Genomic DNA, 23,929 nt, shown 5'->3' with positions numbered 1-23,929 from the left:
CCCCACAAAACTGCAGCGGCGTCACCGTGTTCAGGTCACGGTGACGCCGCTGCGGGGGGAAGCACCTGAGGCGATCTGTTACGACGGGGGAATCGCGTCAGGCACTGCGGGGGGTGGCTGAGATGGTGTGCGGAGCGGCCTGGGGAGCCGGTTCCGACAACTGGTGGTCACGCCGATCCAGGTTCACGAAAATCATTCCGTACCGGATCGCGCACCGTACGGGCTGCGGCGCCCCCCGGGGCCGCCGCAGGCACCGATAGGCCCGGACGTCGTCCTCCTCGTCACGCGTGACGACCACCGGTTCTCCGAACACGGTCACCATCAACGAGTCACCACTGTGGGGGATGGCGGTGACCAGGTCGATGAAGTGCCAGCCGGAGCGGTAGGCGGTGGCCATCTCGCGGCGGAAGGAGCGGTCGTCGGGTGGTGTGGTCATCTCGATCAGTCCCACCGGCTGTCAAGCGGGCCGACCGACGTGTCGTCCACCTCGGCCGCGGAGACCACGGCCTGGGCACCACCCGTCTTGTGCGTGTCACTCTTCGCATCGGAGAGGCCGACCAGGGTTCCGGCAGCCACGGCGACGGAGAAGGCGGCGACAAGCACCGAGCGAAGCAATCTCTTACTCATAGTCGGCTTCGTCCTCACTTGAAGGTCCCCACATTCCCCCGTCGAGTAAGACGATGGCTCATTCGGGCACGTCATGGCCACACGATCGGTGCATCATGTTCCTGCACGTTCAGGACCCTGGGGGGTGGAGATTTGGTAACAAATGGGACTAACGCGACACATCCCCATGCGGTGACCGAACTGTGTGAGGAGGGAAACCGCCTCTACGCGAACGCCCTGCGCACCGGTCGCATCCTGCGGGCGGATGTCGAGCCCGCTCCCTGCCTGATGGAGTTCGCCCTGCTCCACCCCGACCCTGACGACGCGAGCTGGCTGCGTCCGGTTGCACCCTCCATCGCCCTGGCCCAGCGGCTGCACCCCATCGAGCGGGAGATCACCGAGAACCGCCGCCTGTCCATCGCGCTCACCGAGGTCTTCGAACCCTTCATGGCCCTCAGCGCCCAGGAGACCGCGCCCACCCACTCGATCACCGTGCTGGAGGGCCTCGACCGCATCAACGCCGCGCTGGACCTCGCGACCGTCCAGTGCCAGACCGAGATGCGCACCGTCCAGCCCGGCGGCCGCCGCAGCCCCGAGAACCGCCTCATGGAGGCCCTCGAACGCGACAAGCCGCTCATCGAGCGCGGGGTCCGCATCCGCACCCTGTACCAGCACACGGCCCGGTACAGCCCCGACCGGCTGGCCTACGTGGACCAGTTCACCAACGGGAAGGTGGAGTACCGCACCATCGACGAACTGGTGGAGCGGCTCATCGTCTGCGACGAGACCGTGGCGTTCATCCCCATCCGGGACGACCGTCAGGTCGCCCTGGAACTCCGCCACCCGGGCCTGGTCGCCTACCTGATCAAAGTGTTCGAGTTCATGTGGAACCGGGCCGTGCCGCTCAGCGCCGGCGCGCCCTACGAGACCGCCGCCGACGGCCTCACCGACATCCAGCACTCCATCGCCAAACTCCTCGTCGAGGGTCACGTCGACGAGGCCATCGCCCGCCGGCTGGGGATGAACGTCCGCACCTGCCGCGCCCACATCGCCAAGCTCGCCACCGCCCTGGGCAGCGGCAGCCGGGCTCAACTCGGCTACCTCATCGCGCAGTCCGGGATCCTGGACCGGGACCAGTGAGCTGACGGCGGCCGAGGGGAAACGGGTGACGAGCAAAGTGCACCGCCATGACGCGGAAGAACTGTGCGAGGCCGGGCTCACGTTCTACGCGCGTGCCCTGCGGGAGGGCCGGGTCCCGCACACCGAGACCGAGGACCTGCCCTGTCTGCTGGTCGGCGGCCTGCTGCGGCCGGTCGCCGACGCTCCGGACCTGCTGGAACCGGTCGCCCCGGCCGTCGCCCTGCACCGGAGGCTGCGCGCCCTGGCGGAACGCGTCGCGGACGAACGCCGGCTCGGCGCCCGGCTGGCCGAGACCTTCGAGCCGTTCCTGCGGCTCCGCCGGGACGGCTCGGCCGACCCGAGGCCGCCGTCCGTCGGCGTCCTGAGCGGCATGGCCGCCATCAACGACGCCATCACCTCCGCCATGACCGACACGCACCAGCAGATCCTGTGCATCCAGCCCTACGACACCCACGTCGGCAAGCCCCCGACGGAACACATCGTGCCGATGGCCCGCGACCAGGCGTTCCTCGACCGCGGCGGACGGATGCGCACCCTCTACCAGCACACGCTGCGCTACGCGCCGACCGTCGTGGCCCGCTACGAGAAGCTGAGGGGCGACGTCGAGGCCCGCACCCTGGACGAGGTCACCGACCGGCTCATCCTGCTCGACCGCACGGTCGCCTTCGTCCCCGCCAGCAAGGACCGCACCCTCGCCCTGGAGATCCGCCACCCCGCGCTGATCGCCTACCTGGCCACCACCTTCGAACAGCTGTGGCGGCTGGCCGTGCCCCTGAAACCCCTGGGCACCGTCCAGCGGCCCACCCCCGACGGTGTCACCCCCCGGCAGCGCGCCATCGCCACCCTCCTCGTCGAGGGCCACACCGACACCGTGATCGCCGACCGCCTCGGCATGAACGTCCGCACCGCCCGCGTCCACATCGCCAAACTCGCCGCCGGCCTCGGCAGCGAGAGCCGCGCCCAGCTCGGCTACCTCATCGCACGCTCAGGAATCCTCGACCAGGAAAGAGACCCGACGTGAACGCGCCGCCGCATTCCCCCCACGGCGTGGCAGAACTCTGTGCCCAGGGCAGCCGCCTCTACGAACGGGCCCTGCGCGAGGGCCACCTCACCACCGGCGACGCCGAGACCGCCCCCTGTCTGCTCGACCTGGGTCTCCTCCATCCGGCCGTCGACGATCTGCGCCGGCTGGAACCCGTCGCCCCCGCCGTCGCCCTGCACCGCAGGCTGAACGCCTCCGCGGCCCGGATCGCCGAGGAACGGCGCCACGAGGAGCGGCTGGTCACGCTCTTCGAACCCCTCATGCGGCTCGCCGGCAGCCACACCGCCCCCGCGGAGTCCGCCTCCCTGCGCATCCTCAGCGGCAACGAGCAGATCAACGAGGCCATCAGCGAGGCCATGGACGAGATGCGCGAGGAACTGCTCTGCATCCAGCCGCGGACCGGCCTCGACACCGAACGGGCCGCCGCCGCCATGGAGATCGCCCGCCGCCGCGACCAGGCCGTGCTCGACCGCGGCTGCCGGATCCGCACCCTCTACCAGCACACCACCCGGCACATCCACGTCATCATCGGCCACTACGAGCTGCTGAGCGGCGACGCCGAGGCGCGCGGCCTCGACGAGGTCACCGACCGCCTGCTCGTCGTCGACCGCACCGCGGCGTTCCTCCCCGCCAACGAGGACGGCACCCTCGCCCTGGAGATCCGCCAGCCCGCCCTGATCGCCTTCCTGGCCACGGCGTTCGACCGCCTCTGGCGGCTGGCCACCCCGATGTACCCCCAGGCCGTGCAGCGCCCCTCGCTCAACGGGGTGACCCCCCGTCAGCGGGCCATCGCCACCCTCCTCGTCGAGGGCCACACCGACTCCGTGATCGCCGCCCGCCTCGGCATGAACATCCGCACCGCCCGCGTCCACATCGCCAAACTCGCCGCCGGCCTCGGCAGCGAGAGCCGCGCCCAGCTCGGCTACCTCATCGGGCGGTCGGGGATCCTCGACCAGGAAGGGCATCCGGAAGCGCCCCGGTGACCCCGGCCCCGGCCCCGGGCCCCGGCCCGGAGACCTGCCCCGGCACGGCACCCGGCACCGCACCCGGCACCCCGCTCTCCACCGGGGCGAGGGGCCCGCTCGGCTCCACCGGCCCGTCCAGTCCCACCTGCGCGATCCGCACCCCCAACTGGGTCCGGCTCGCCGCGCCCAGCGTCTCCGAGAGCCGGGCGATATGGGCCCGGCAGGTACGGACGCTGATCCCGAGCCGCTCGGCGATCACCGCGTCCTGGTGCCCCTCCGCCAGCAGCGCGGCGATCGACTGCTCGCGGTGCGAGACGCCCTCCACCCGGGTCTCCGGAAGCTGCGCGCCCAGCGGGATCGCCAGCCGCCACAGCCGCTCGAAGACCGTCACCAGATAGGCCACCAGCGCCGGATGGCGCAGCTCCAGCGCCATCGTGCGGTCGGCGTTCGCCGGGATGAAGGCCACCTTGCGGTCGAACAGGATCAGCCGGTCGACGACCTCGTCCAGGGTCCGGGCCTCCACCGCGTCACCCATCAGCTCCAGGTAGTTCAGCAGGCCCTGGCCGTGCCGGGCCACATGGTTGTACAGGTCGCGCATCCGCACGCCCCGGCCGCGCAGCTCCAGCGCCCGGTGCAGACCCTCCGACAGTTCGTGCTCGCGCCGGATCCCGCCCGGCTGCACCGTCAGCACCTCGGTCGTGCACGCCTCGGTCGCCTGGTCCAGCGCCGCCTGGATGCGCGAGGGGCCGTCCAGGACCCGGATCGCCGCGCCCTCCTGGGCCCGCGCGCCCGGCGTGGGGCCGCCGAGACCGGAGTACCACTCGAAGGCGGCGACGGCCGAGCCCATCCGCCGCTCACTGGCGCTCACCTCGTCGTGCAGCCCGCGCAACAGCCGGGTCATGACCTCCTGCGGGGAGGTCGGCACCAGCCACTCCATGTCGTCGGGATCGGGGTGCAGCAGGGCCAGCTCCAGCAGACACGGAACCTGCTCGGCGTCGCAGCGCTGCACGCGTCCGCGCCGTACGGCCCGGGAATACACGCGATCCCCGGCCTCGCACAGTCGGTCAGCACCGTGAGGATGCTCCTCCGTCCCGTGCCCGGCCATCGCCCATCCCACCCCCGCCTGACACCTCTCTGACGCGCCTTCCGGGACGCCACTATGCGCGGCGCGGACCCGCTCCGCAACACGGCTCCCCCGGCCACGGCAGCGGAAAACCCCTCATATACCCGGGTTTCTCCCGGCCTCCGCCCCTCGCACTGCAACAAGCTGATGGTGGCGCGGGCCGCAGGAGGCGGGCATCGTTGAATCCACTTCCCCCCGGGTGCTTCCCACCCGGGTCGGTCCGGCCGGACGACGGGGGAGCCCGGCCGGACCCGGGGAACCCCTTTGCGGAGGCGTGCGTTCCCGGAAACGACCGGGTGATCGCCCTGTTACGTCCCGCACTTAACGTCGGGCCATGGCGGACATATTTGACGCGTACGCGTTGGCCGACGCGTGGGACGAGATGTTCGAACGGCCGGGTGAGGTCAGGACCGCCTACGAGCCGGTACTGGCGGCGCTCCAGCCGATCGAACCAGGTGAACTGCGCTTCCGGGCGGACCAGATGGCCCGTGCGTTCACCGATCGCGGCGTGACCTACGCCTTCGCGGGCGAGGAGCGGCCCTGGCCGCTGGACCTCGTGCCGAGGATCCTCGACGCACTCGAGTGGGATTTCATACAACGCGGGGTCGGGCAGCGGGTCAGGGCCCTGGAGGCCTACCTCGCCGACGCCTACGGGCCCTGCCGGGCCTTCGAGGACGGTGTCGTCCCCTGGCGTCTGCTGCTGACCTCCCCGCACTTCCACCGCGCGGCCCACGGCGTGGAGCCCCCCAACGGGGTCCGCATCCATGTCGCGGGCATCGACCTGGTGCGCGACGAGGCCGGCGACTTCCGGGTCCTCGAGGACAATGTGCGGGTGCCCAGCGGGGTGTCGTACGTCATCGAGAACCGGCGGGCGATGACCCGGGTGTTCCCCTCGCTCTTCGACGGACAGCACGTCGTGCCCGTCGACGGCTACCCGGCGCGGCTGCTGGCCGCGCTGCGGGCCGCCGCGCCCGACCGGACCACCGACCCCCGGGTCGTGGTCCTCACCCCGGGCCCCAGCAACGCCGCGTACTTCGAGCACGCGCTGCTGGCGCGGCTGATGGGCGTGCAGCTGGTGGAGGGACACGACCTGGTCTGCCGCAACAACCGGGTGTGGATGCGCACCACCCGGGGCGAGGTGCCCGTCCACGTGGTCTACCGGCGGCTCGACGACGACTTCCTCGACCCGCTCCACTTCCGCCCCGACTCGGTGATCGGCTGCCCGGGCATCCTGAGCGCGGCCACCGCCGGGAACGTCACCCTCGCCAACGCGGTCGGCAACGGCGTCGCCGACGACAAGCTGCTCTACACGTACGTCCCGGACCTGATCCGGTACTACCTCGGCGAGGAACCGATCCTCCCCAACGTCGAGTCGTACCGGCCCGACGAACCGGGCCAGCTGGAGGCCGTCCTCGACCAGATCGACCGGCTCGTCGTCAAACCGGTCGACGGCGCGGGCGGGCAGGGCATCGTCATCGGCCCGAAGGCCGACGCGAAGACCCTGGAGCGGACCCGCAGGGCGGTCGCCGCCGACCCGCGCGGGTTCATCGCCCAGCGGCCCGTCGCCCTGTCCACCTCCCCCACCCTCGCGGGCGAACGCATGGCCCCCCGCCACATCGACCTGCGCCCGTTCGCGGTCAACGACGGCGACGAGGTCTGGGTGCTGCCCGGCGGGCTGACCCGGGTCGCCCTCCAGGAGGGCAACCTGATCGTCAACTCCAGCCAGGGCGGCGGCTCCAAGGACACCTGGGTGCTCGCCGAAGGGCCCGTAGACGGCCCCTCGCCCGGCGCCGGGGACGGCACGCTCCCGTCCGTCGTCCCCCGCCAGCTCGGCCCCGACGGGACCCCCACCCTCGTACCGGAAGGGGCGCAGCAGCAGTGAACGACGTGATCCTCTCCCGCATCGCGGAGGCACTGACCTGGACCGGCCGCTATGTCGAACGGGCCGACGCCACCGCGCGGATCCTCGACGCCTACCTCCACCGCATGCTGGAGGACCCCTGGCGCGACGAGGACCTGGCCTGCCGGTCGCTGTACGCGATCCTCGGCATGGACGCGGGCCACGCACCGGTCGACATGCAGCAGGTCCTCGACCAGCTGGCGTTCGACGCCCGCTCGACCGGCTCGATCGAGGGCGCCCTGGGCGCCGCCCGGCTCAACGCCCGCAGCGCCCGTGAGGCCGTCTCCTCGGCCATGTGGGAGTGCCTGAACGCCACCTGGCACGCCCTCGCCGACCAGCGGCGCGCCGCCCGCCGCACGGGCCCGTACGGCTATCTGGAACTCGTCCGCAGCCGCGCCGCGCTCTTCTTCGGCCTGGCCGACTCCACGATGAGCCGGGACGACTCCTGGCGGTTCGTCGTCCTGGGCCGGAGCCTGGAGCGGGTGGACATGACCGTACGGCTGCTGTCGGTGCGCGTCCTGGACGCCGCGCACGCGCCGGACTGGCCGACGCTGCTGAGCGCGTCCGGCGCCGACGAGGCGTTCGCACGGGTCCGCGGCGGCTTCGGGGACACCGCGCGCGTGGCCGAGTTCCTGCTGCTCGACCGGGACTTCCCGCGCTCGGCGCTGCACGCGCTGACCACGGCGGAGGAGTGTCTGTCCGCCCTCGGCCGGCCCCGCCAGGATCCGGCACGCCGGCCCATCGGCGGGCTGCGCACCCGCCTGGAGTACCTCGACACCGAGGGCCTGGAGGAGCAGCTGCCGCTGCTCCTGCGGGATCTCCAGACCGCCTGCATGGCCTCGGCGGAGGCGGTCGCCGAGCGGTTCTTCCCGTACCAGGGGCCCGTCGTATGGGCCCAGGAAGGAGTGTGAGCATGGCCCGCAGGCTCCGCATCGAGCACACGACCCGCGTCTCCTACGCGCAGGCCGCGGTCTCCTCGCACAACGAGGTCCGGATGACCCCCCTGACGCTGCCCGGGCAGACCACGCTGGATTCCCGGGTGACCATCCGTCCGGCGGCCTCCACCTGGTCGTACTGGGACTACTGGGGCACGCAGGTCACCGCCTTCGAGCTGATGGACCCGCACGCCGATCTCACGATCACGGCCTCCAGCCTGGTCGAGACGGCCCCGCCGGAGGAGCTGCCCCCGGCGCCCGGCTGGCCGGAGATCGCCGGCCGGGTGGCCGGTTCCCGGCTGCTGGAGTTCGCCGCCCCGACGGTCCGTACGACGGTCCCGCCGAAGCTGGTGAAGAAGGCCCGCAGGGCCGCGGCGGGCCTGGACCCGCACGCGACCGCGGTGACGGTCTCCGCCCTGGTGGCCGACCGGGTCGCGTACCTCCCCGGCACCACGGGGGTGAACACCTCGGCGGCGGAGGCCTGGGAGCAGGGCGCGGGCGTCTGCCAGGACATCGCGCATGTGTCGATCGCGCTGCTGCGCGGCCTCGGACTGCCCGCCCGGTACGTCTCGGGCTATCTCCACCCCGAGCGGGAGGCGGAGCTGCACCGTCCGGTGGCCGGGCAGAGCCATGCCTGGATCGAGTACTGGGCGGGCGACTGGTACGGCTACGACCCGACCAACCGGACCCGCGCGGACGAGTCCCACGTGGTGGTCGGCCGGGGCCGCGACTACGACGACGTCACCCCGCACAAGGGGGTCTACCGGGGGGTGGCCGGCGGCCCGCCGGAGGTGACGGTGGAGTTCACCCGGGTGGGGTGACGGCCCGCGGGGGCGCGAGCCCCCGCGGCTACTTCAGGTTGATGGCGGCGCAGGCCGCCTTGTACTGCGCGGTGCAGATGTCGGAGACCTTGTAGATGCCGTCCGCGATGACGGTCGACTTGATGTTGCTCTTGGTGAGCGCGACCACGGTGACCAGCTTGGCCGGGATGGCCTTGTTGGTGGGGCTGTCGACCTTGTCGCGGGTGAGCGCCTCGAACTGGAGCTCACGGCCCTGGACCTTGGCGACGGCCGCCTCGGCCGCGGCCTCGGCCTCACCGGCGTACGGCTTGTAGACGGTCATGTACTGCTCGCCGCTGACGATCCGCTGGACGGCCGGCAGCTCGGCGTCCTGGCCGGTGATCGGGGGCAGGTTGCTGCCGCTGACGCCCGCGGCCTCCAGGGCCTTGATGATGCCGCCGGCCATGGCGTCGTTGGCGGAGTAGACGGCCGCGATGTTGTTCTTGCCGATCTTCTCGATCGCCTTGGTCATGCTGGCCTGGGCGATCTCCGGCTTCCAGCCGGCGGTGTCGTAGGTCGCGGCGATGGTCACCCGGCCGTTGAGCTCGTCCATCGCCCCGTTCTTGAACTGGGCGGCGTTCGGGTCGGTGGGCGAGCCGTTGATCATGACGATCTGGTCGGAGGTGTCGGCCGAGCCGAGCGCCTCGGTGATGGCGCGGCCCTGCACCTCGCCGACGAGTTCGTTGTCGAAGGAGACGTACGCGTCGATGGGGCCCTCGGCGAGCCGGTCGTAGGCGATGACCGGGATGTTCGCCTCCTTGGCCTTCTTCACCATGGGAGCGATCTTCTTGGAGTCGACGGCGTCGAGCAGGATGCAGTCGACCTTCTCGTCGATCATCTTCTGCATCTGGGCGTTCTGCTTGCTGACGCTGGATCCCGCGTTGGCGTACTGGGTCTTGCCCTTGTTGCTGGTGAGGGAGGCGATCTTCTGCTTGATGATCGGGTAGTCGAACTCCGCGTACCGGGTGTTCGTCGTCTCCGGCATCAGCACGCCGACGGTGATGTCGTTCGTGCGGGTCGGTGTCGCTGAGCTGCTGTCCTCCGAGGCCCCCAGCATCCCGCATCCCGCGAGCGAGAGGGACATCGTGGAGGCGACCACAGCTATGGCGATACGACGCATGGAGGGGCTCACTTCAGGTGCGTTCCGGTACCTGGGTGCGACATGTTGACCCAGTTGTCTCAAAAGCCAACGCGGCGGCTGCCACCGGAGTCAAGCCGAACTACTTAACGAAGTAACAACATCACCCTCCGCTTAGCGGGTGAAGACGCATGGAGACGGAGCGAAGAGGGTACGGACCTCCCTTTACGCTCTCTCCCCAAGCCGGCTCCATGCGCCGGCAAAGAGCCGTACAACCAAGGCCAGTTCTCGCGAGTCGTGATCACGACAGGCGGTTCCCGTACCCGCCTGCCCTTCCCGACCAGAGGATCGAATGAAGCCAGCCAGACTCGCGACGGCCGTGGTGCTCACCACGACCGGCGGTCTCCTCACCACCCTCGCCACGACGCCCGCTTCGGCCGCGACGAGCTGCACCTCCCCGGTGTACAAGCGTCAATTCTTCGCGAACACCACCTTTTCGGGCACTCCGAAGAAGACGGACTGCGACACGGCGGTCGGCGAGAACTGGGGCACGAGGGCCCCCGCCACCGGCCTTCCCACGAACAACTTCGGCGTGCGCTGGACGGTGACCCGCGACTTCGGCTCCGGCGGCCCCTTCACCTTCTCGGTGTCGGCCCAGGACGGCGTCCGCGTCTATCTCGACGGCGCCCGCAAGGTCGACGTCTGGAAGAACGTCTCCACCACGGTGACGAAGAACGTGAACCTCACCGTCCCGCAGGGCAGGCACACCGTCCGCGTGGACTACGTGAACTGGACCGGCGGCGCGAACGTCAAGTTCGCCTACACGCCCCGCACGTCGGCGACCGTCGACAAGGTCGCCCCGCTCACCCCGACGGGCCTCGCGGTCGCCTACGACCCCGCGACCGGCCGGGCGAACCTGAGCTGGACGAAGAACAAGGAGATGGACCTCGCCGGCCACCGCGTCTACCGGCGCCCCGCCGACGGCTCCACCTGGACCCGACTGACCTCGACCACCTCCACGACGTACACCGACACCACGCTCCCGGTGACCGGCGCGGCCTACGTCTACGCACTGCGGGCCTACGACACGGCGGGCAACGAGTCGGCGGCCACGGCCCCGAGGACGGTCACCACGGCGGACCGGACGGCCCCCGCCGTGCCCCAGGACCTCGACGTCAGCAACGGGTTCGCGGGCCTGAACGTCAGCTGGAGCGCGGTCGCGGGCGCCTCGTCGTACCGCGTCCACCGGGCGACGGGCGCGACCGGCACGTACACCACCGTCGGCACGGTGACCACGCCCTCGTACCCGGACACCGACACCGTCGAGGGCAGCACGTACTTCTACCGGGTGACCGCCCTGGACGCGGCCGGCAACGAGTCCGCGCGCTCCGCCGCCGTCTCCGAGAAGAAATGGGACAGCACCGCCCCCGATCCGGTGACCGGTCTGACCGTCACGCCGACCGGGTACGGCTTCCATCTCGCCTGGGACGCCAACCCGACCCCCGACCTGGCGCGCTATGTCGTCTACCGGGGCGAGTTCCACGGTGACGAGGAGGAACGGGTCTGCGTCGCCCACGAGGTGAAGTGGCTGTTCGCCGACACCACGTCGTACGACTACGCCACCCTCCCGGACGGCGAGGAGGCCTGCCTCTTCGTGGACGCGGTCGACGACAACTGGCTGTCCACCTGGAAGTGGACCGGCGAGGCCGACCTCGTGACGGCGACCGAGCTCGATGTGACGCCGGGCGTCGAGACACCCGAGGGGTCGCCGCTGTCCCTCACCGCCGAGGCCGCGGAAGGCGACGAGGGCAACCTGCTGACCTGGGAGGGCCTCGAGGACTCCGATCCCCTCCAGGCGGGCGGCTACCGCGTCCTGCGCTGGAACCCGCAGACCTCCGCCTACGAGCCGATCGCCGCCCTCCCCAGCGGCACCCTGTCCTACACCGACACCGGCGCCCCCCGCGGCACGACGTCCTTCTACTGGGTCACGGCCCTCACGACGGACGGCACCCAGTCGGCCCCGGCGGCGGACTGGACGGTCACCGCGCCGTAGGGCCCACGGCACGGCGAAGGGGCCCGGAGCCAGGCTCCGGGCCCCTTCGGGCGCGTGGTCAGTCCTTGGGTTTCTTCGGGCGCCAGACCACCAGCGCGCTGGTCTGCTGGACCTCCTGGTACGGGACCAGGTCCCGGCGGTAGGAAGCGTGGACCGCTGCCTCGCGCTGTTGCATGGCCGTCGCCGCGCCCTCCAGGGCGTCCTGGAGTTCCGCGACCCGGGACTGGAGGGCGGCGACCTGGTTCTCCAGCTCGATGATCCGCTTGATGCCGGCCAGGTTGATGCCCTCGTCCTGCGACAACTGCTGGACGGTGCGCAGCAGTTCGATGTCGCGGGCCGAGTAGCGCCGGCCCCGGCCGGCGGTGCGGTCGGGGGAGACCAGGCCCAGCCGGTCGTACTGACGCAGTGTCTGCGGGTGCAGGCCGGAGAGCTGGGCCGCCACCGAGATGACGTAGACCGGGGTCTCCTCGGTCAGTTCATACGGCCCACGAAAATTGTCACTGCGCCGACGGCCGTCCATCTCTGTCAGGCTCCCTTCGCGGCCTCGAACAGCTCCGCCCGCGGATCCTCGTCCGCGGTCGCCTCGCGATACGCCTCGAGCGCCTCACGAGCCTTCCCCGGCAGGTCCTTGGGCACACTCACCTCGACGGTGACCAGCAGATCACCGCGGGTGCCGTCCTTGCGGACCGCGCCCTTGCCCCGCGCCCGCATGGTGCGGCCGTTGGGGGTGCCGGGCGGCAGCTTCAGGGTCAGGGACGGGCCGCCGAGGGTGGGCACCTTGATCTCCCCGCCCAGGGCCGCCTCGGTGAACGTCACCGGCACCGTCACCGTCAGGTTGTCGTCCTTGCGGCCGAACACCGGGTGGGTACCGACATGGACGACGACGTAGAGGTCGCCGGCCGGACCGCCCCGCTCGCCCGGCGCGCCCTTGCCCCGCAGCCGGATCCGCTGGTTGTCCGTGACCCCGGCCGGGATGCGGACCTGCATGGTCCTGGACGACTTGGCACGACCGCTGCCCTTGCAGTCCAGGCAGGGGTGCTCCGCGATCAGACCGCGCCCCTTGCAGTCCGGGCAGGGGTCGGTGAGGGAGAACCCGCCGCCGGAGCCCCGCGCCACCTGACCGGTGCCGACGCAGGTCGGGCACACGCGCGGTGTGCCGTTCTTGTCGCCGGTGCCGGAGCATGCCTTGCACGGGGACTGCGAGGACATGCGCAGCGGAACCGTCGCGCCCTCGATGGCCTCCGTGAAGGTCAGGGTGACCTCGGTGTCGATGTCCTGGCCGCGCCGGGGCTGGGTGCGGGTCGTACCGCCCCCGCCCCGGTTGAACAGGCCCCCGAAGACGTCCCCGATGCCGCCGCCGAAGCCGCCGGAGCCCCCGGCCTGGGCGCCGCCTCCGAAGAGGTCGCCCAGGTCGAAGTTGAAGTTGCCGCCGGCGCCCGGCCCGGGACGGAAGCCCCCGTTGCCGAACAGGGCGCGCGCCTCGTCGTACTCCTTGCGCTTCTTGGGGTCCCCGAGGACGTCGTTCGCCTCGGAGATCTCCTTGAAGCGCTCCTCCGCCTTGGCGTTGCCCTTGTTGGCGTCCGGGTGGAACTCGCGGGCGAGCTTCCGGTACGCCTTCTTGATCTCGGCCTCGGTGGCGTCCTTGGGGACGCCGAGGACCTTGTAGAAGTCCTTCTCGATGAAGTCCTTGGTGCTCATCCTCGACGCGCCCCCTCTCCGGTGATCCGCTGGCTGTCTACGTCAGCCCTCCTCAGGGCCGTTGTCCTTCTCGTCCGCCGCCTCGGCGGTGGCCGGGTCCGAGGACTCGGCCTTGGCCGCCTGGGCGCCGGGCTGGGGCTCGGCGACGGCCACCCGCGCGGGGCGGATGGTGCGCTCGCCGATCCGATACCCGGGCTGCAGAATCGCCACGCACGTCGTCTCGGTGACATCCGGCGCGTACGAGTGCATCAGGGCCTCGTGGATCGTCGGGTCGAAGGGCTCGCCCTCCTTGCCGAACTGCTGGAGGCCCATCTTCGCCGCGACGGTCTCCAGCGACTCGCCGACCGACTTGAAGCCGCCGACGAACTCGCCGTGTTCCCGCGCGCGGCCGATGTCGTCGAGGACGGGCAGGAGCTCGGTCAGGAGGTTCGCGATGGCGATCTCCTTGACCGCGATCCGGTCGCGCTCGACCCGGCGGCGGTAGTTCTGGTACTCGGCCTGGAGCCGCTGGAGGTCCGCGGTGCGCTCGCCGAGCGCGGTACGCACCTGGTCCAGCTGGGCCACGAGGCCTGCGGTCTGGTTCGCGTCCCCGGCCGGGGCCGCCCCCTCCTCGGAGGCGGCCTTCGGCTCGGCGTCGTCGGAGGTGGCGCCGGAGGGGACGTCGGGCTTCTCCTCGAAGCCCGGGGTCTCCTCCGTCACGCGGCACCGTCCTTGCGCTCGTCGTCCACGATCTCGGCGTCCACGACGTCGTCGTCGGCCTTGGCCTCACCGGCACCGCCGGCGGTGGCCTGGGCGCCCTGGGCGTCGGCGTACATGGCCTGGCCGAGCTTCTGCGAGACGGCCGCGACCTTCTCGGTGGCGGTGCGGATCTCGGCGGTGTCCTCGCCCTTGAGCTTCTCCTTCAGCTCGACGAGGGCCTCCTCGACCTCGGCCTTGATCTCGCCGGGGACCTTGTCCTCGTTGTCCTTGAGGAACTTCTCGGTCTGGTAGACGAGCTGCTCGCCCTGGTTGCGGGCCTCGGCGGCCTCGCGGCGGCGGTGGTCCTCGTCCGCGTACTGCTCGGCCTCCTGGCGCATGCGGTCGACCTCGTCCTTCGGCAGCGAGGAGCCGCCGGTGACGGTCATCTTCTGCTCCTTGCCCGTGCCCAGGTCCTTGGCGGTCACGTGCATGATGCCGTTGGCGTCGATGTCGAAGGCGACCTCGATCTGCGGGACACCGCGCGGGGCCGGCGGCAGACCGGTCAGCTCGAACATGCCGAGCTTCTTGTTGTACGCCGCGATCTCGCGCTCGCCCTGGTAGACCTGGATCTGCACGGACGGCTGGTTGTCCTCGGCCGTGGTGAAGATCTCGGACCGCTTGGTCGGGATCGTGGTGTTGCGCTCGATGAGCTTGGTCATGATCCCTCCCTTGGTCTCGATGCCGAGGGACAGCGGGGTGACGTCGAGCAGCAGGACGTCCTTGACCTCGCCCTTGAGGACACCGGCCTGGAGTGCGGCGCCGATGGCGACGACCTCGTCCGGGTTCACGCCCTTGTTGGCGTCCTGACCGCCGGTCAGCTCCTTGACCAGCTCGGCGACGGCGGGCATACGGGTCGAGCCACCCACGAGAACGACGTGGTCGATCTCGGAGAGATTGATCCCGGCGTCCTTGATGACGTTGTGGAACGGGGTCTTGCAGCGCTCGAGCAGGTCCGCGGTGAGCTGCTGGAACTGGGCGCGGGTGAGCTTCTCGTCCAGGTGCAGCGGGCCCTCGGCGGACGCCGTGATGTACGGCAGGTTGATCGAGGTCTCGGTGGAGGAGGACAGCTCGATCTTCGCCTTCTCGGCGGCCTCGCGCAGACGCTGGAGCGCCATCTTGTCCTTGCCGAGGTCCACGCCGTGGCCGGCCGCGAACTGCTTGACCAGGTAGTCGACGACGCGCTGGTCCCAGTCGTCACCACCGAGGTGGTTGTCACCGTTGGTGGCCTTCACCTCGACGACGCCGTCGCCGATCTCCAGGAGGGACACGTCGAAGGTGCCGCCACCGAGGTCGAAGACGAGGATGATCTGCTCGTCCTTGTCGAGGCCGTAGGCGAGCGCGGCCGCGGTGGGCTCGTTGACGATGCGCAGGACGTTGAGGCCCGCGATCTCACCGGCCTCCTTGGTGGCCTGGCGCTCGGAGTCGTTGAAGTACGCCGGGACGGTGATGACCGCGTCGGTCACCTTCTCGCCCAGGTAGGCCTCGGCGTCGCGCTTCAGCTTCTGCAGGATGAACGCGGAGATCTGCTGCGGGTTGAACGGCTTGCCGTCCAGCTCGATCTTCCAGTCGGTGCCCATGTGGCGCTTGACCGAGCGGATGGTGCGGTCCACGTTCGTGACCGCCTGACGCTTGGCGACCTCGCCGACGAGGACCTCGCCGTTCTTCGCGAAGGCGACGACGGACGGCGTGGTCCGGGCACCCTCGGCGTTGGTGATGACGGTGGGCTCGCCGCCTTCAAGAACGCTGACGACGGAGTTAGTCGTGCCCAGGTCGATGCCGACCGCACGTGCCATGGTGATCTTCCTCCAGCTGACTTGAGTGGAACGGACTCAAGTGTGCACGACCCTCACCGCTCGGTCAACAGACCTGAGTCACACCCACTCAACTCTTATCCGTTCCTTACACGCAAGATGCCGTTGACCTGCGGACGCATCCCGACCGGCTCGGCGATCACCCGATCCGGGGCGTACGGGAAGGGACTCGGATTGACGCCGGGGGCCGTACATCCGGGACATCCGGGGATCACGCCGTGCGCCACGCGCGCGTGAGGCGTCATGGGCGCGGGAGGCGTCATGGGCGCGGGAGGCGTCATGGCTGCGGGAGGCGTCATGGGCGCTCCCCCGCGCGCGGGGCGGCCCGTACACCGGGACCCGCAGCAGTCCGAGGACGACGGCCAGGGCGCCGCCCGCCACCCACCACACCGCCCGCGGCCCCGCCCAGCCGGTGTGCACGAGCGTCCCGACGAGCACCCCCGCGAACGCCGCCGTACCGAGCACCACGACCGCCCCCTGCGGGGTCAGCCCGAGCCGGCGCAACCGGTGCGCGAGATGGTCGGGGCCGCCGCGCAGCAGGGGCCGCCCGGCCAGCCGCCGGGCCACGGCGACCAGGACGGCGTCGGCGGTGGCGACCGCGGTGAGGGCGAACAGCACCCCCGCCCCCTCGCCCGGCCCGCCGCCCGCGCGCACGGTGACCGCGCCCGCGGCGAGCAGGAAGCCGGCGAACAGCGAGCCGCAGGCGCCGAGCGCCACGCGCGCGGGGGGCCAGTTGTGCATCAGGAAGCCGGTGAGCGCGGCGGCGAGGACGCTCAGCAGGACGGCCACCCCGTCCAGCACCTCCAGCGCGGCGCACGCGGCCGCGCCGAACGCGGTCACGACCCCGACCGTGCCGGCCACCCCGTCCGCGTGGTCGAGGGACCGAAAGGCGAGCGCCGCGCACGTGATCCAGACGACGGCGAGCGCCCCCGCCCAGGGGCCGGTGTCGCCGTAGGGCACGACGAAGGCGGCCGCCACCGCCGTCCCGAGCACGAGGAGGCGGGCCTTGAGCCGCCACACGTCCGCGATCAGCCCCAGGCCGGCCAGGGCGCCCGCGGCCGGGAGCAGCGCCCCGACGCCGTCGCCGAGCGGGGCGTACCCCCAGCGGTCCCCGGCGAGGGCGACGAGGCAGGTGGTGAGGACGACGGCGAGGCCCCCGGACAGCGGCACCCGCCGCTGTCGCTGCCGCCGCTCGACCAGCCCGAGACGCAGGGCGGGCACGCGCAGCAGTCCGGCGAGCACGGCGGAGAGCAGGAGGGCGGTGGTGGCGGCGGCGATCCCGTAGAGCACGGATATAAGTTAGTAACAAATGTACCAATTTGGTACGAATAACACGGTCAGACTCTGAGGTGACCCTCAGCGATCCAGATCACCCCACCGCCCGCTACAGTGCAGCGCAGGATGGGGGTAGCCTCAGACGGACTGCATAAGTTACCGCTTAGTAATTTGATCCCTCGCAGGCCCGAGGAGCCCCCTCATGCAACTCGCCGCGATCATCGTGTCGCTGGTCCTGACCGTGGTCGGCGTCGCGCTGCTCGCACGCGCCATCGGTCAGTTCGTCCGGTACTTCAAACTGGGCCAGCCGGTTCCGGCCGGGTCCCGTACCGACAACCCCTACGCGCGCAGTGTGACGCTCGTGAAGGAGTTCCTCGGCCACACGCGGATGAACCGCTGGGGCATCGTGGGCTTCGCCCACTGGTTCGTGGCGATCGGCTTCCTGACGCTGCCGCCGACCCTGGCGCAGGCCTTCGGCCAGCTCTTCCAGGCCGACTGGACGCTGCCGGTGATCGGCGGGTTCCTGCCGTTCGAGCTCTACATCGAGTTCATCGGTGTGATGACGGTCCTCGGCATCGCCGTCCTGATCGTGATCCGGCTGCTGAGCCTGCCCTCGCGCCCGGGCCGCAAGTCCCGCTTCGCGGGCTCCAAGGCCGGCCAGGCGTACTTCGTCGAGTACGTCATCCTCACCATCGGCCTCGCGATCTACACCCTGCGCGGCCTCGAGGGCGCGATCCACCACGTGGAGCACTACGAGGCCGCGTACTTCGCCTCGTACCCCCTGGTCCTGGCCTTCAAGGGCCTGAGCGTCCCCACCCTCCAGAACCTGGTCTACCTCGTCGCGACGATCAAGATCGGCACGTCCTTCGTGTGGATGATCGTCGTCTCGCTCAACACCAACATGGGCGTGGCCTGGCACCGCTTCCTGGCGTTCCCGAACATCTGGTTCAAGCGCAACGCCACCGGCGAGACGGCCCTCGGCGGCCTCCAGCCGATGACCTCCGGCGGCAAGCCGATCGACTTCACCGACCCCGGTGACGACGACGTCTTCGGCGTCTCCCAGGTCGAGCAGTTCTCCTGGAAGGGCCTGCTCGACTTCTCCACCTGCACCGAGTGCGGCCGCTGCCAGTCCCAGTGCCCCGCCTGGAACACCGGCAAGCCCCTCTCCCCCAAGCTGCTGATCATGTCCCTGCGGGACCACGCCCACGCCAAGGCGCCCTACCTGCTCGCGGGCGGCGGCAAGACCGCGGAGGGCGAGGAGAAGGCGTCCGAGGAGCAGCTCAAGGACGTCCCCGCGGCGGCCCTCGCGGAGGCCGAGCGCCCGCTGATCGGCACCGCCGTGGAGAACGGCGTCATCGACCCGGACGTCCTGTGGTCCTGCACCACCTGCGGCGCGTGCGTCGAGCAGTGCCCGGTGGACATCGAGCACGTCGACCACATCGTCGACATGCGCCGCTACCAGGTCATGATCGAGTCCTCGTTCCCGTCCGAGGCGGGCACGATGCTCAAGAACCTGGAGAAGAAGGGCAACCCCTGGGGCCTGGCCAAGAAGCAGCGCCTGGAGTGGACGAAGGAGGTCGACTTCGAGATCCCGGTCGTCGGCCAGGACATCGAGGACCTCTCCGAGGTCGAGTACCTCTACTGGGTCGGCTGCGCCGGCGCCCTGGAGGACCGCGCCAAGAAGACCACCAAGGCCTTCGCCGAGCTGCTGCACATCGCGGGCGTCAAGTTCGCGATCATGGGCGGCGACGAGAAGTGCACCGGTGACTCCGCCCGCCGCCTCGGCAACGAGCCCCTCTTCCAGGAGCTCGGCATGGAGAACGTCATGGCGCTGAACATGGCGTTCGGCGAGGAGATGGACGACGACGGCAAGGTGACCGCCGAGTCCGCGAAGCCGAAGTCGGCCAAGAAGATCGTCGCCACCTGCCCGCACTGCCTCAACACGATCGGCAACGAGTACCCCCAGCTCGGCGGCGACTACGAGGTCATCCACCACACCCAGCTGCTCCAGCACCTCGTCGACGAGGGCAAGCTGATCCCGGTGACCCCGGTCGAGGGCATCATCACCTACCACGACCCCTGCTACCTGGGCCGCCACAACAAGATCTACACGCCCCCGCGCGAGATCATGACCGCCGTCCCCGGCCTGCGCCAGCAGGAGATGCACCGCCACAAGGAACGCGGCTTCTGCTGCGGCGCCGGCGGCGCCCGGATGTGGATGGAGGAGCGGATCGGCAAGCGCATCAACAACGAGCGCGTCGACGAAGCCCTTTCGTTGAACCCCGACATCGTCTCCACCGCCTGCCCCTTCTGCCTCGTCATGCTCACGGACTCCGTGAACGGCAAGAAGAACGACGGCAAGGCCAAGGAGTCCATCCAGGTCGTGGACGTCGCCCAGCTCCTCCTGGAGTCGGTCAGGACGCCGGTCGACCCGGAGGACCCGGCGGAGACGGAGAGCGAGCCGGAGCCCGAGCCGGTGAAGTAGCCGACCGCGCACCATGAAGTGAACTGACCGAACTCCCGTACAACCCTTACCTGTTGCAACGGGTCTCCTGTTCGTCGACCACCGTCGCCCCCAGGAGAACCCGTTGCGCAGAAGCACCCCGGCCGCCCTCACCACCGTCCTGCTCGCGGCCGGCCTCGCCCCGCTGGCGCTCAGCGCGCCCGCCTCGGCGGCCGTCGCCAAGCACTACGACGACTTCAACGGCGACGGATACCGGGATCTGGCGTACGCCAACGCGTACTCGGGCTCCCGCGGGGAGGGCGAGGACTACTGGGGCGGCGCCGTCAGGGTCGTGTACGGCACCGCACACGGCCTGGACACCTCCCACAGCCGGCTGGTCCACCAGGACAGCGCCGGGGTGCCGGGCACGGGCGAGGACGACGACCAGTGGGGCGCCTCGCTGGCCAGCGGTGACCTCAACAAGGACGGGTACGCCGATCTCGTCGTCGGCAACCCCTTCGAGCAGGTGGGCGGCAGCAGCTCCTACCGCGGCACGGTCACCGTCGTCTGGGGCTCGCGCACCGGCCTGTCCGGCGGCACCGACCTCGCGCCGAGGAGCGGCGCCGGCCAGTACTTCGGCTCCGACCTGGCCGTCGGCGACTTCACCGGCGACGGCTCGCCCGACCTCGCCGTCATCGGCGGCAACGAGGCCTGGCTGTACCGCGGCCCGTTCACCAAGGCCGGCCGCACCGGCACCTTCAGCAAGATCGACAAGCCCGACTGGAACTCCGCCGCGCTCACCGCGGGCAAGGTCGACGGGGACGGCAGGACCGACCTGGTGGTCCTCGGCGTGCAGTTCTACGGCAGCAGGATCAAGGAGCGTGCCTGGTTCCTCAAGGGCACCGCCTCCGGTCTCTCCTCGGGCCCCGCCAAGACCCTCGGCGACGCGAACAACGGCCTCGACCCGGAGGCCGTCATCGGCGACTTCGACAAGAACGGCTACGGCGACATCGCCATCGGCCTGCCGGGCCTGAACGGCGACAAGGGCGCGGTCACGGTGTGGCGCGGCACCTCCGCCGGACCGAGCGGCTCGGCGACGTACACCCAGAACACCACCGGCGTCCCCGGCACCGCCGCGACCGGCGACGTCTTCGGCCAGAGCCTGTCGGCGGCGGACGCCAACGGCGACGGCTACGCCGACCTCGCGGTAGGCGTCCCCGGCGAGAACGGCGCCGGCGGGCGGAACGACCAGGGCGGGGTGACCCTCTTCCGCGGCGGCCCCGGCGGCCTCTCGGGCGCCCGCTCCTCCTGGATCCCGCAGACCGTCCAGGGCCCCGCCGCCGCCCTCGCCTCCTTCGGCTACGCCGTCCGGCTGCGCGACCTGAACCGGGACGGCAGGGCGGACCTGGCGATCGGCTCGTACGAGGGCGGCGTACTCCTGCCCGGCACGAACACGGTCCCGACGGCGACCGGCGCGACCGTGCTCCCGGACTTCGGCTCGAACCTCATCGACTGACCCGGCGCCCGCGTTCCCGCCCGGACTCCCGTACCCCACCCGGGGTTGCGCGGCGGCCCCTGACGAACCACTGACACAGCACCATGACATCCCTTAGGGGATGTCACAGCTCGGCCGCAAAGGGGGGTCCCCGAGGCCGGCTCCGGCACGTCCGTCGGTCGGACCAGGTACGTTCGACGACGTGGCTGGATTCAGGATCGGACGTGGCGGCCGGGACAACCGTGCCCCCCAAGCGCGACCGCAACACCCTCCGTACGGGCAGCAGGCGCCGCAGGGCCAACAGGGCCCCGCGGGGCCGTCGCACGGCTACGCGCCGCCGGCGCAGCAGCCGTACCCGCCGCAGTTCCGCGGCGGACAGCAGCCGCCGTACGGCGGTGGCGGCAGCGGTCAGTGGCCGTCGCAGGGCAACGGCGGCGGCAGCGACGAGCCGGAGTACTTCGGCGGCGGCGCCCCGCACGACCCGTACGCGGCGAACAACCCGGGGCACACCCAGGCGTTCTCGGTCGACGACCACCAGCAGTACAGCCAGGGCGACACGTACCACGCGGGTGCGGCCGCGCCCGCCGGGCCGGTCGGGCCCCGGCTGCACTGGAAGGAGCTGCTGCGCGGGATCGTCCTCTCCCCCGACCAGACCTTCCTGCGGATGCGCGACTACACGATGTGGGGCCCCGCCCTCGTCGTGACCTTCCTGTACGGCCTGCTCGCGGTCTTCGGGTTCGACGACACCCGTGACGACGCCATAAAGGCCACCATCTCCAACGCGATCCCGATCGTCCTGACGACGGCCGTCGCGCTGGTGATCAGCTCCTTCGTGCTGGGCGCGGTCACGCACACCCTGGCCCGTCAGCTGGGCGGGAACGGCGCGTGGCAGCCGACGGTCGGGCTGTCGATGCTGATCATGTCGCTGACCGACGCGCCACGGCTGCTCGTCGCGATGTTCGCGGGCGGCGACGCGACGTTCGTGCAGGTCCTGGGGTGGGTGACCTGGGTCGCGGCGGGCGCGCTGCTGACCATGATGGTGAGCAGGTCGCACGACCTGCCGTGGCCGAAGGCGCTGGGCGCGTCCGCGATCCAGCTGATCGCGCTGCTGTCGATCGTGAAGCTGGGCACGTTCTAGCTCTCCGGCATCCGTGGCTGGTCCTCCCGCGTCCGTTCAGGGCGTGAGGGCCAGCCATTGCCGTATGTACCGGCGGGCCGAGTACAGACGGGACTTGACGGTGCCGGGGGGGGCAGGCCGGTGCGCTCGGCTGTCTCGGCGTACGCCAGCTGGCAGATGTCCCGGTAGACCGGCGGGACGGTCGGGGTCAGCGCGCGGTACTTCTCCCGGGTGCAGTCGGCGACCGCCTTGTGCTGAACGGGCTGCAGCCCTCGAACATGCCGATCCGGCGCGCCACTTGGAGCAGCACGTCCTGCGCGGCCTCCTCGGCGTCCTCGCGGCAGGCCAGGAAACGGCCGCGGCGGCGCGGCACTTCCGGGGCGGATGGCCGGCAACGGGGCGTCGAGAGCGGCCCGGTCGGTGGGCGCGGGGCCTGGTCGGGGCGGGGCGTTCCTGGGGTTGGGGCATGACCTTGACCGGGCAGCAGTCCGCGGTACGTGTCCGTATGGCGTTACGGCGTTACGGCGTAACGGGCACAGCCGGTGACGGAGGCGGCGGCGCGGATCGTGCCGACGGGCGGGATCGGCATCGCCCGGGACCGGCTGCGGGTGGGGGCCCGGTACGGGGAGCGGTTCCGGAACGCCGCGTCCGTGGTCGGCCGGATGGCCCGGTTCAACAAGACGCTGCCCTGGGGCGAGGCGGGGGAGCATCTGCCGTTCGCGCGGTGCGTGGCGTCGGGGCTGCGGGCCTGGCGGGGGCCGGGAGACGTCCTCGGCGGCGGCCGGGGGGCGGGCTGGTACCGGGGGCGGCGGGTCGTCACCGAGCGGGGGGTCTGGGCGGGGACGGCGGTGTCGGGGGTGGGTGCAGGGGGGTGGAGGGGGGTGCCGGTGTTCCTGGTGTGTGCGGGTGACGGATGGGGGCCGCGGTCCGCTGGTCCTGATGCGGGAGTTGTTCCCGCAGGAACCGGCATGAAGTGGCGGCGGCGCGGATACCTGTTCGTGGCTGGACGAGAGCACGGTGGACGAGCTGGCGCGGCTGCCCAGGGCCGGGACCGGCTGGGCCGGGGGGCCGGTGGGACGGCCGCCCGGAGTGATCGTGACGGGTCGAACGGAACGGAGCGGAGCATGACGGAGGAGAAGGAAACCGAGGGGGAGTACGGCGTCGGGGCCGGCGTGGGCACGGACGTGAGCGTCGGTGTCGAGGCCGAGTCGGTCGAGGAGACGCGGGCCGCGGTGCTCGCCGCGTGGCGGGCGGACCGGCTGCCGGGTCAGTGGCTGGTGTCGGCGGACCAGATGGCCTGGTCCTGTTAGATGTGCCGGTGTTCCACCCCTCCTCGGCCCCCTCCTCCTGGCCGACGGCGATCACCGCACCGCCCCACCCCCACTCGGGAAACCCAGCAGGCGGCCCCGAGACCGCCCCGGAACCCCTGAACGGACGGCAACCTGGTCGTCTACACCCGCTCCGACCATCCCGTGTCGAACAGCGGCCGGCAACTGAGAAGGAGACGACTCAGAGCGCTTCGGTGGACGGCGGAACAGGCTCCCCGGCCGCCCGCACCGGCGGCAGCACGCTCCAGGCTTTGTTGACTCAATGGGGTTACTCGGTCGTCGCGTCGTCCGAGCAACGGAAAGACCCGGCACGAAGGCCGGGTCCTTGCCTACCAACTGTCGA

The 23,929-nt window shown here is 71.0% G+C and carries 20 protein-coding genes and 1 pseudogene; 11 read left to right on the top strand and 10 right to left on the bottom strand.

Going from position 1 to position 23,929, the window contains the following annotated elements; translation table 11 throughout:
- Positions 1–97: 97 nt before the first annotated feature.
- Positions 98–436, bottom strand: coding sequence for a hypothetical protein (locus ABZ490_RS12690; protein WP_358988434.1), 339 nt, complete (start codon positions 434–436; stop codon positions 98–100).
- Between the two features lie 5 nt (positions 437–441).
- The gene (locus ABZ490_RS12685) at positions 442–603 is read right to left on the bottom strand and encodes a hypothetical protein (protein ID WP_358988433.1); all 162 of its coding nucleotides are present in this window, start codon (positions 601–603) and stop codon (positions 442–444) included.
- A gap of 156 nt (positions 604–759) precedes the next feature.
- Here ABZ490_RS12685 and ABZ490_RS12680 point away from each other — a divergent pair, with 156 nt between their 5' ends.
- The 3 genes from ABZ490_RS12680 to ABZ490_RS12670 are packed head-to-tail and all read left to right on the top strand — an operon-like array spanning position 760 to position 3,771.
- Positions 760–1,746 carry a helix-turn-helix transcriptional regulator gene (locus tag ABZ490_RS12680; RefSeq protein ID WP_358988431.1) on the top strand — a complete coding sequence of 329 codons (987 nt, stop codon included), beginning with the start codon at positions 760–762 and terminating at the stop codon, positions 1,744–1,746.
- Between the two features lie 25 nt (positions 1,747–1,771).
- Positions 1,772–2,767, top strand: coding sequence for a helix-turn-helix transcriptional regulator (locus ABZ490_RS12675; protein ID WP_358988429.1), 996 nt, complete (start codon positions 1,772–1,774; stop codon positions 2,765–2,767).
- Positions 2,764–3,771 carry a helix-turn-helix transcriptional regulator gene (locus ABZ490_RS12670; RefSeq protein WP_358988427.1) on the top strand — a complete coding sequence of 336 codons (1,008 nt, stop codon included), beginning with the start codon at positions 2,764–2,766 and terminating at the stop codon, positions 3,769–3,771. Before ABZ490_RS12675 ends, ABZ490_RS12670 begins: the two co-directional genes overlap by 4 nt.
- Here the strand turns inward: ABZ490_RS12670 and ABZ490_RS12665 are convergent.
- Entirely contained in the window at positions 3,716–4,858 is a 1,143-nt protein-coding gene (locus ABZ490_RS12665; RefSeq protein WP_358988425.1) for a LuxR C-terminal-related transcriptional regulator, read from the bottom strand. The two genes, ABZ490_RS12670 and ABZ490_RS12665, sit on opposite strands and share 56 nt — an antisense overlap.
- Before the next feature lie 352 nt (positions 4,859–5,210).
- Between ABZ490_RS12665 and ABZ490_RS12660 the strand changes: the two genes are divergently transcribed.
- From ABZ490_RS12660 to ABZ490_RS12650, 3 genes are read left to right on the top strand one after another with little or no spacing between them, the layout of a single operon-like run.
- Complete coding sequence (locus ABZ490_RS12660) at positions 5,211–6,758, top strand: circularly permuted type 2 ATP-grasp protein (RefSeq protein ID WP_358988423.1); 1,548 nt, start codon at positions 5,211–5,213, stop codon at positions 6,756–6,758.
- Positions 6,755–7,687, top strand: a complete 933-nt coding sequence (locus tag ABZ490_RS12655) for an alpha-E domain-containing protein (protein WP_358988421.1) — start codon at positions 6,755–6,757, stop codon at positions 7,685–7,687. Before ABZ490_RS12660 ends, ABZ490_RS12655 begins: the two co-directional genes overlap by 4 nt.
- Positions 7,688–7,689: 2 nt before the next feature.
- Positions 7,690–8,532 (top strand): transglutaminase family protein, encoded by an 843-nt coding sequence (locus tag ABZ490_RS12650; RefSeq protein ID WP_358988419.1) that lies wholly within the window; start codon positions 7,690–7,692, stop codon positions 8,530–8,532.
- A 28-nt stretch (positions 8,533–8,560) separates the two neighbouring features.
- On the opposite strand, the gene ABZ490_RS12645 is transcribed toward ABZ490_RS12650, so the two are convergent.
- Entirely contained in the window at positions 8,561–9,670 is a 1,110-nt protein-coding gene (locus tag ABZ490_RS12645; protein ID WP_358988417.1) for a substrate-binding domain-containing protein, read from the bottom strand.
- Between the two features lie 310 nt (positions 9,671–9,980).
- Between ABZ490_RS12645 and ABZ490_RS12640 the strand changes: the two genes are divergently transcribed.
- The gene (locus tag ABZ490_RS12640) at positions 9,981–11,681 is read left to right on the top strand and encodes a PA14 domain-containing protein (protein ID WP_358988415.1); all 1,701 of its coding nucleotides are present in this window, start codon (positions 9,981–9,983) and stop codon (positions 11,679–11,681) included.
- 58 nt (positions 11,682–11,739) lie between these two features.
- Here ABZ490_RS12640 and ABZ490_RS12635 read toward each other — a convergent pair whose 3' ends face one another.
- From ABZ490_RS12635 to ABZ490_RS12615, 5 genes are all read right to left on the bottom strand, one after another.
- Positions 11,740–12,201 carry a helix-turn-helix domain-containing protein gene (locus ABZ490_RS12635; RefSeq protein WP_358988413.1) on the bottom strand — a complete coding sequence of 154 codons (462 nt, stop codon included), beginning with the start codon at positions 12,199–12,201 and terminating at the stop codon, positions 11,740–11,742.
- Between the two features lie 5 nt (positions 12,202–12,206).
- On the bottom strand, positions 12,207–13,379 hold the full coding sequence (gene dnaJ / locus ABZ490_RS12630) for a molecular chaperone DnaJ (RefSeq protein WP_358988411.1): 1,173 nt from the start codon (positions 13,377–13,379) through the stop codon (positions 12,207–12,209).
- 42 nt (positions 13,380–13,421) lie between these two features.
- The gene (gene grpE / locus ABZ490_RS12625) at positions 13,422–14,078 is read right to left on the bottom strand and encodes a nucleotide exchange factor GrpE (RefSeq protein ID WP_358988410.1); all 657 of its coding nucleotides are present in this window, start codon (positions 14,076–14,078) and stop codon (positions 13,422–13,424) included.
- Positions 14,075–15,910 carry a molecular chaperone DnaK gene (gene dnaK / locus ABZ490_RS12620; protein ID WP_358988408.1) on the bottom strand — a complete coding sequence of 612 codons (1,836 nt, stop codon included), beginning with the start codon at positions 15,908–15,910 and terminating at the stop codon, positions 14,075–14,077. Before dnaK ends, grpE begins: the two co-directional genes overlap by 4 nt.
- Positions 15,911–15,988: 78 nt before the next feature.
- Entirely contained in the window at positions 15,989–17,218 is a 1,230-nt protein-coding gene (locus ABZ490_RS12615) for an MraY family glycosyltransferase (RefSeq protein ID WP_358988406.1), read from the bottom strand.
- 187 nt (positions 17,219–17,405) lie between these two features.
- Between ABZ490_RS12615 and ABZ490_RS12610 the strand changes: the two genes are divergently transcribed.
- From ABZ490_RS12610 to ABZ490_RS12600, 3 genes are all read left to right on the top strand, one after another.
- Complete coding sequence (locus tag ABZ490_RS12610) at positions 17,406–19,688, top strand: heterodisulfide reductase-related iron-sulfur binding cluster (protein ID WP_358988404.1); 2,283 nt, start codon at positions 17,406–17,408, stop codon at positions 19,686–19,688.
- A 103-nt stretch (positions 19,689–19,791) separates the two neighbouring features.
- Positions 19,792–21,162 (top strand): FG-GAP and VCBS repeat-containing protein, encoded by a 1,371-nt coding sequence (locus tag ABZ490_RS12605; RefSeq protein ID WP_358988402.1) that lies wholly within the window; start codon positions 19,792–19,794, stop codon positions 21,160–21,162.
- Positions 21,163–21,262: 100 nt separating this feature from the next.
- Positions 21,263–22,279: a Yip1 family protein gene (locus tag ABZ490_RS12600; RefSeq protein WP_358988400.1), complete on the top strand. Its 1,017-nt coding sequence runs from the start codon at positions 21,263–21,265 to the stop codon at positions 22,277–22,279.
- A gap of 36 nt (positions 22,280–22,315) precedes the next feature.
- Here ABZ490_RS12600 and ABZ490_RS12595 read toward each other — a convergent pair.
- Positions 22,316–22,677: pseudogene (locus ABZ490_RS12595) on the bottom strand (sigma factor-like helix-turn-helix DNA-binding protein); the annotation flags it as partial.
- A 705-nt stretch (positions 22,678–23,382) separates the two neighbouring features.
- On the opposite strand from ABZ490_RS12595, the gene ABZ490_RS12590 reads away from it, so the two are divergent.
- On the top strand, positions 23,383–23,568 hold the full coding sequence (locus ABZ490_RS12590; protein WP_358988398.1) for a hypothetical protein: 186 nt from the start codon (positions 23,383–23,385) through the stop codon (positions 23,566–23,568).
- Positions 23,569–23,929: the final 361 nt, after the last annotated feature.

The sequence above is a fragment of the Streptomyces sp. NPDC005811 genome (assembly GCF_040630405.1).
Lineage (GTDB): Bacteria > Actinomycetota > Actinomycetes > Streptomycetales > Streptomycetaceae > Streptomyces.
Note: the sequence above shows the minus strand (reverse complement) of the source record. Positions and strands in the feature narration are given on the sequence as shown.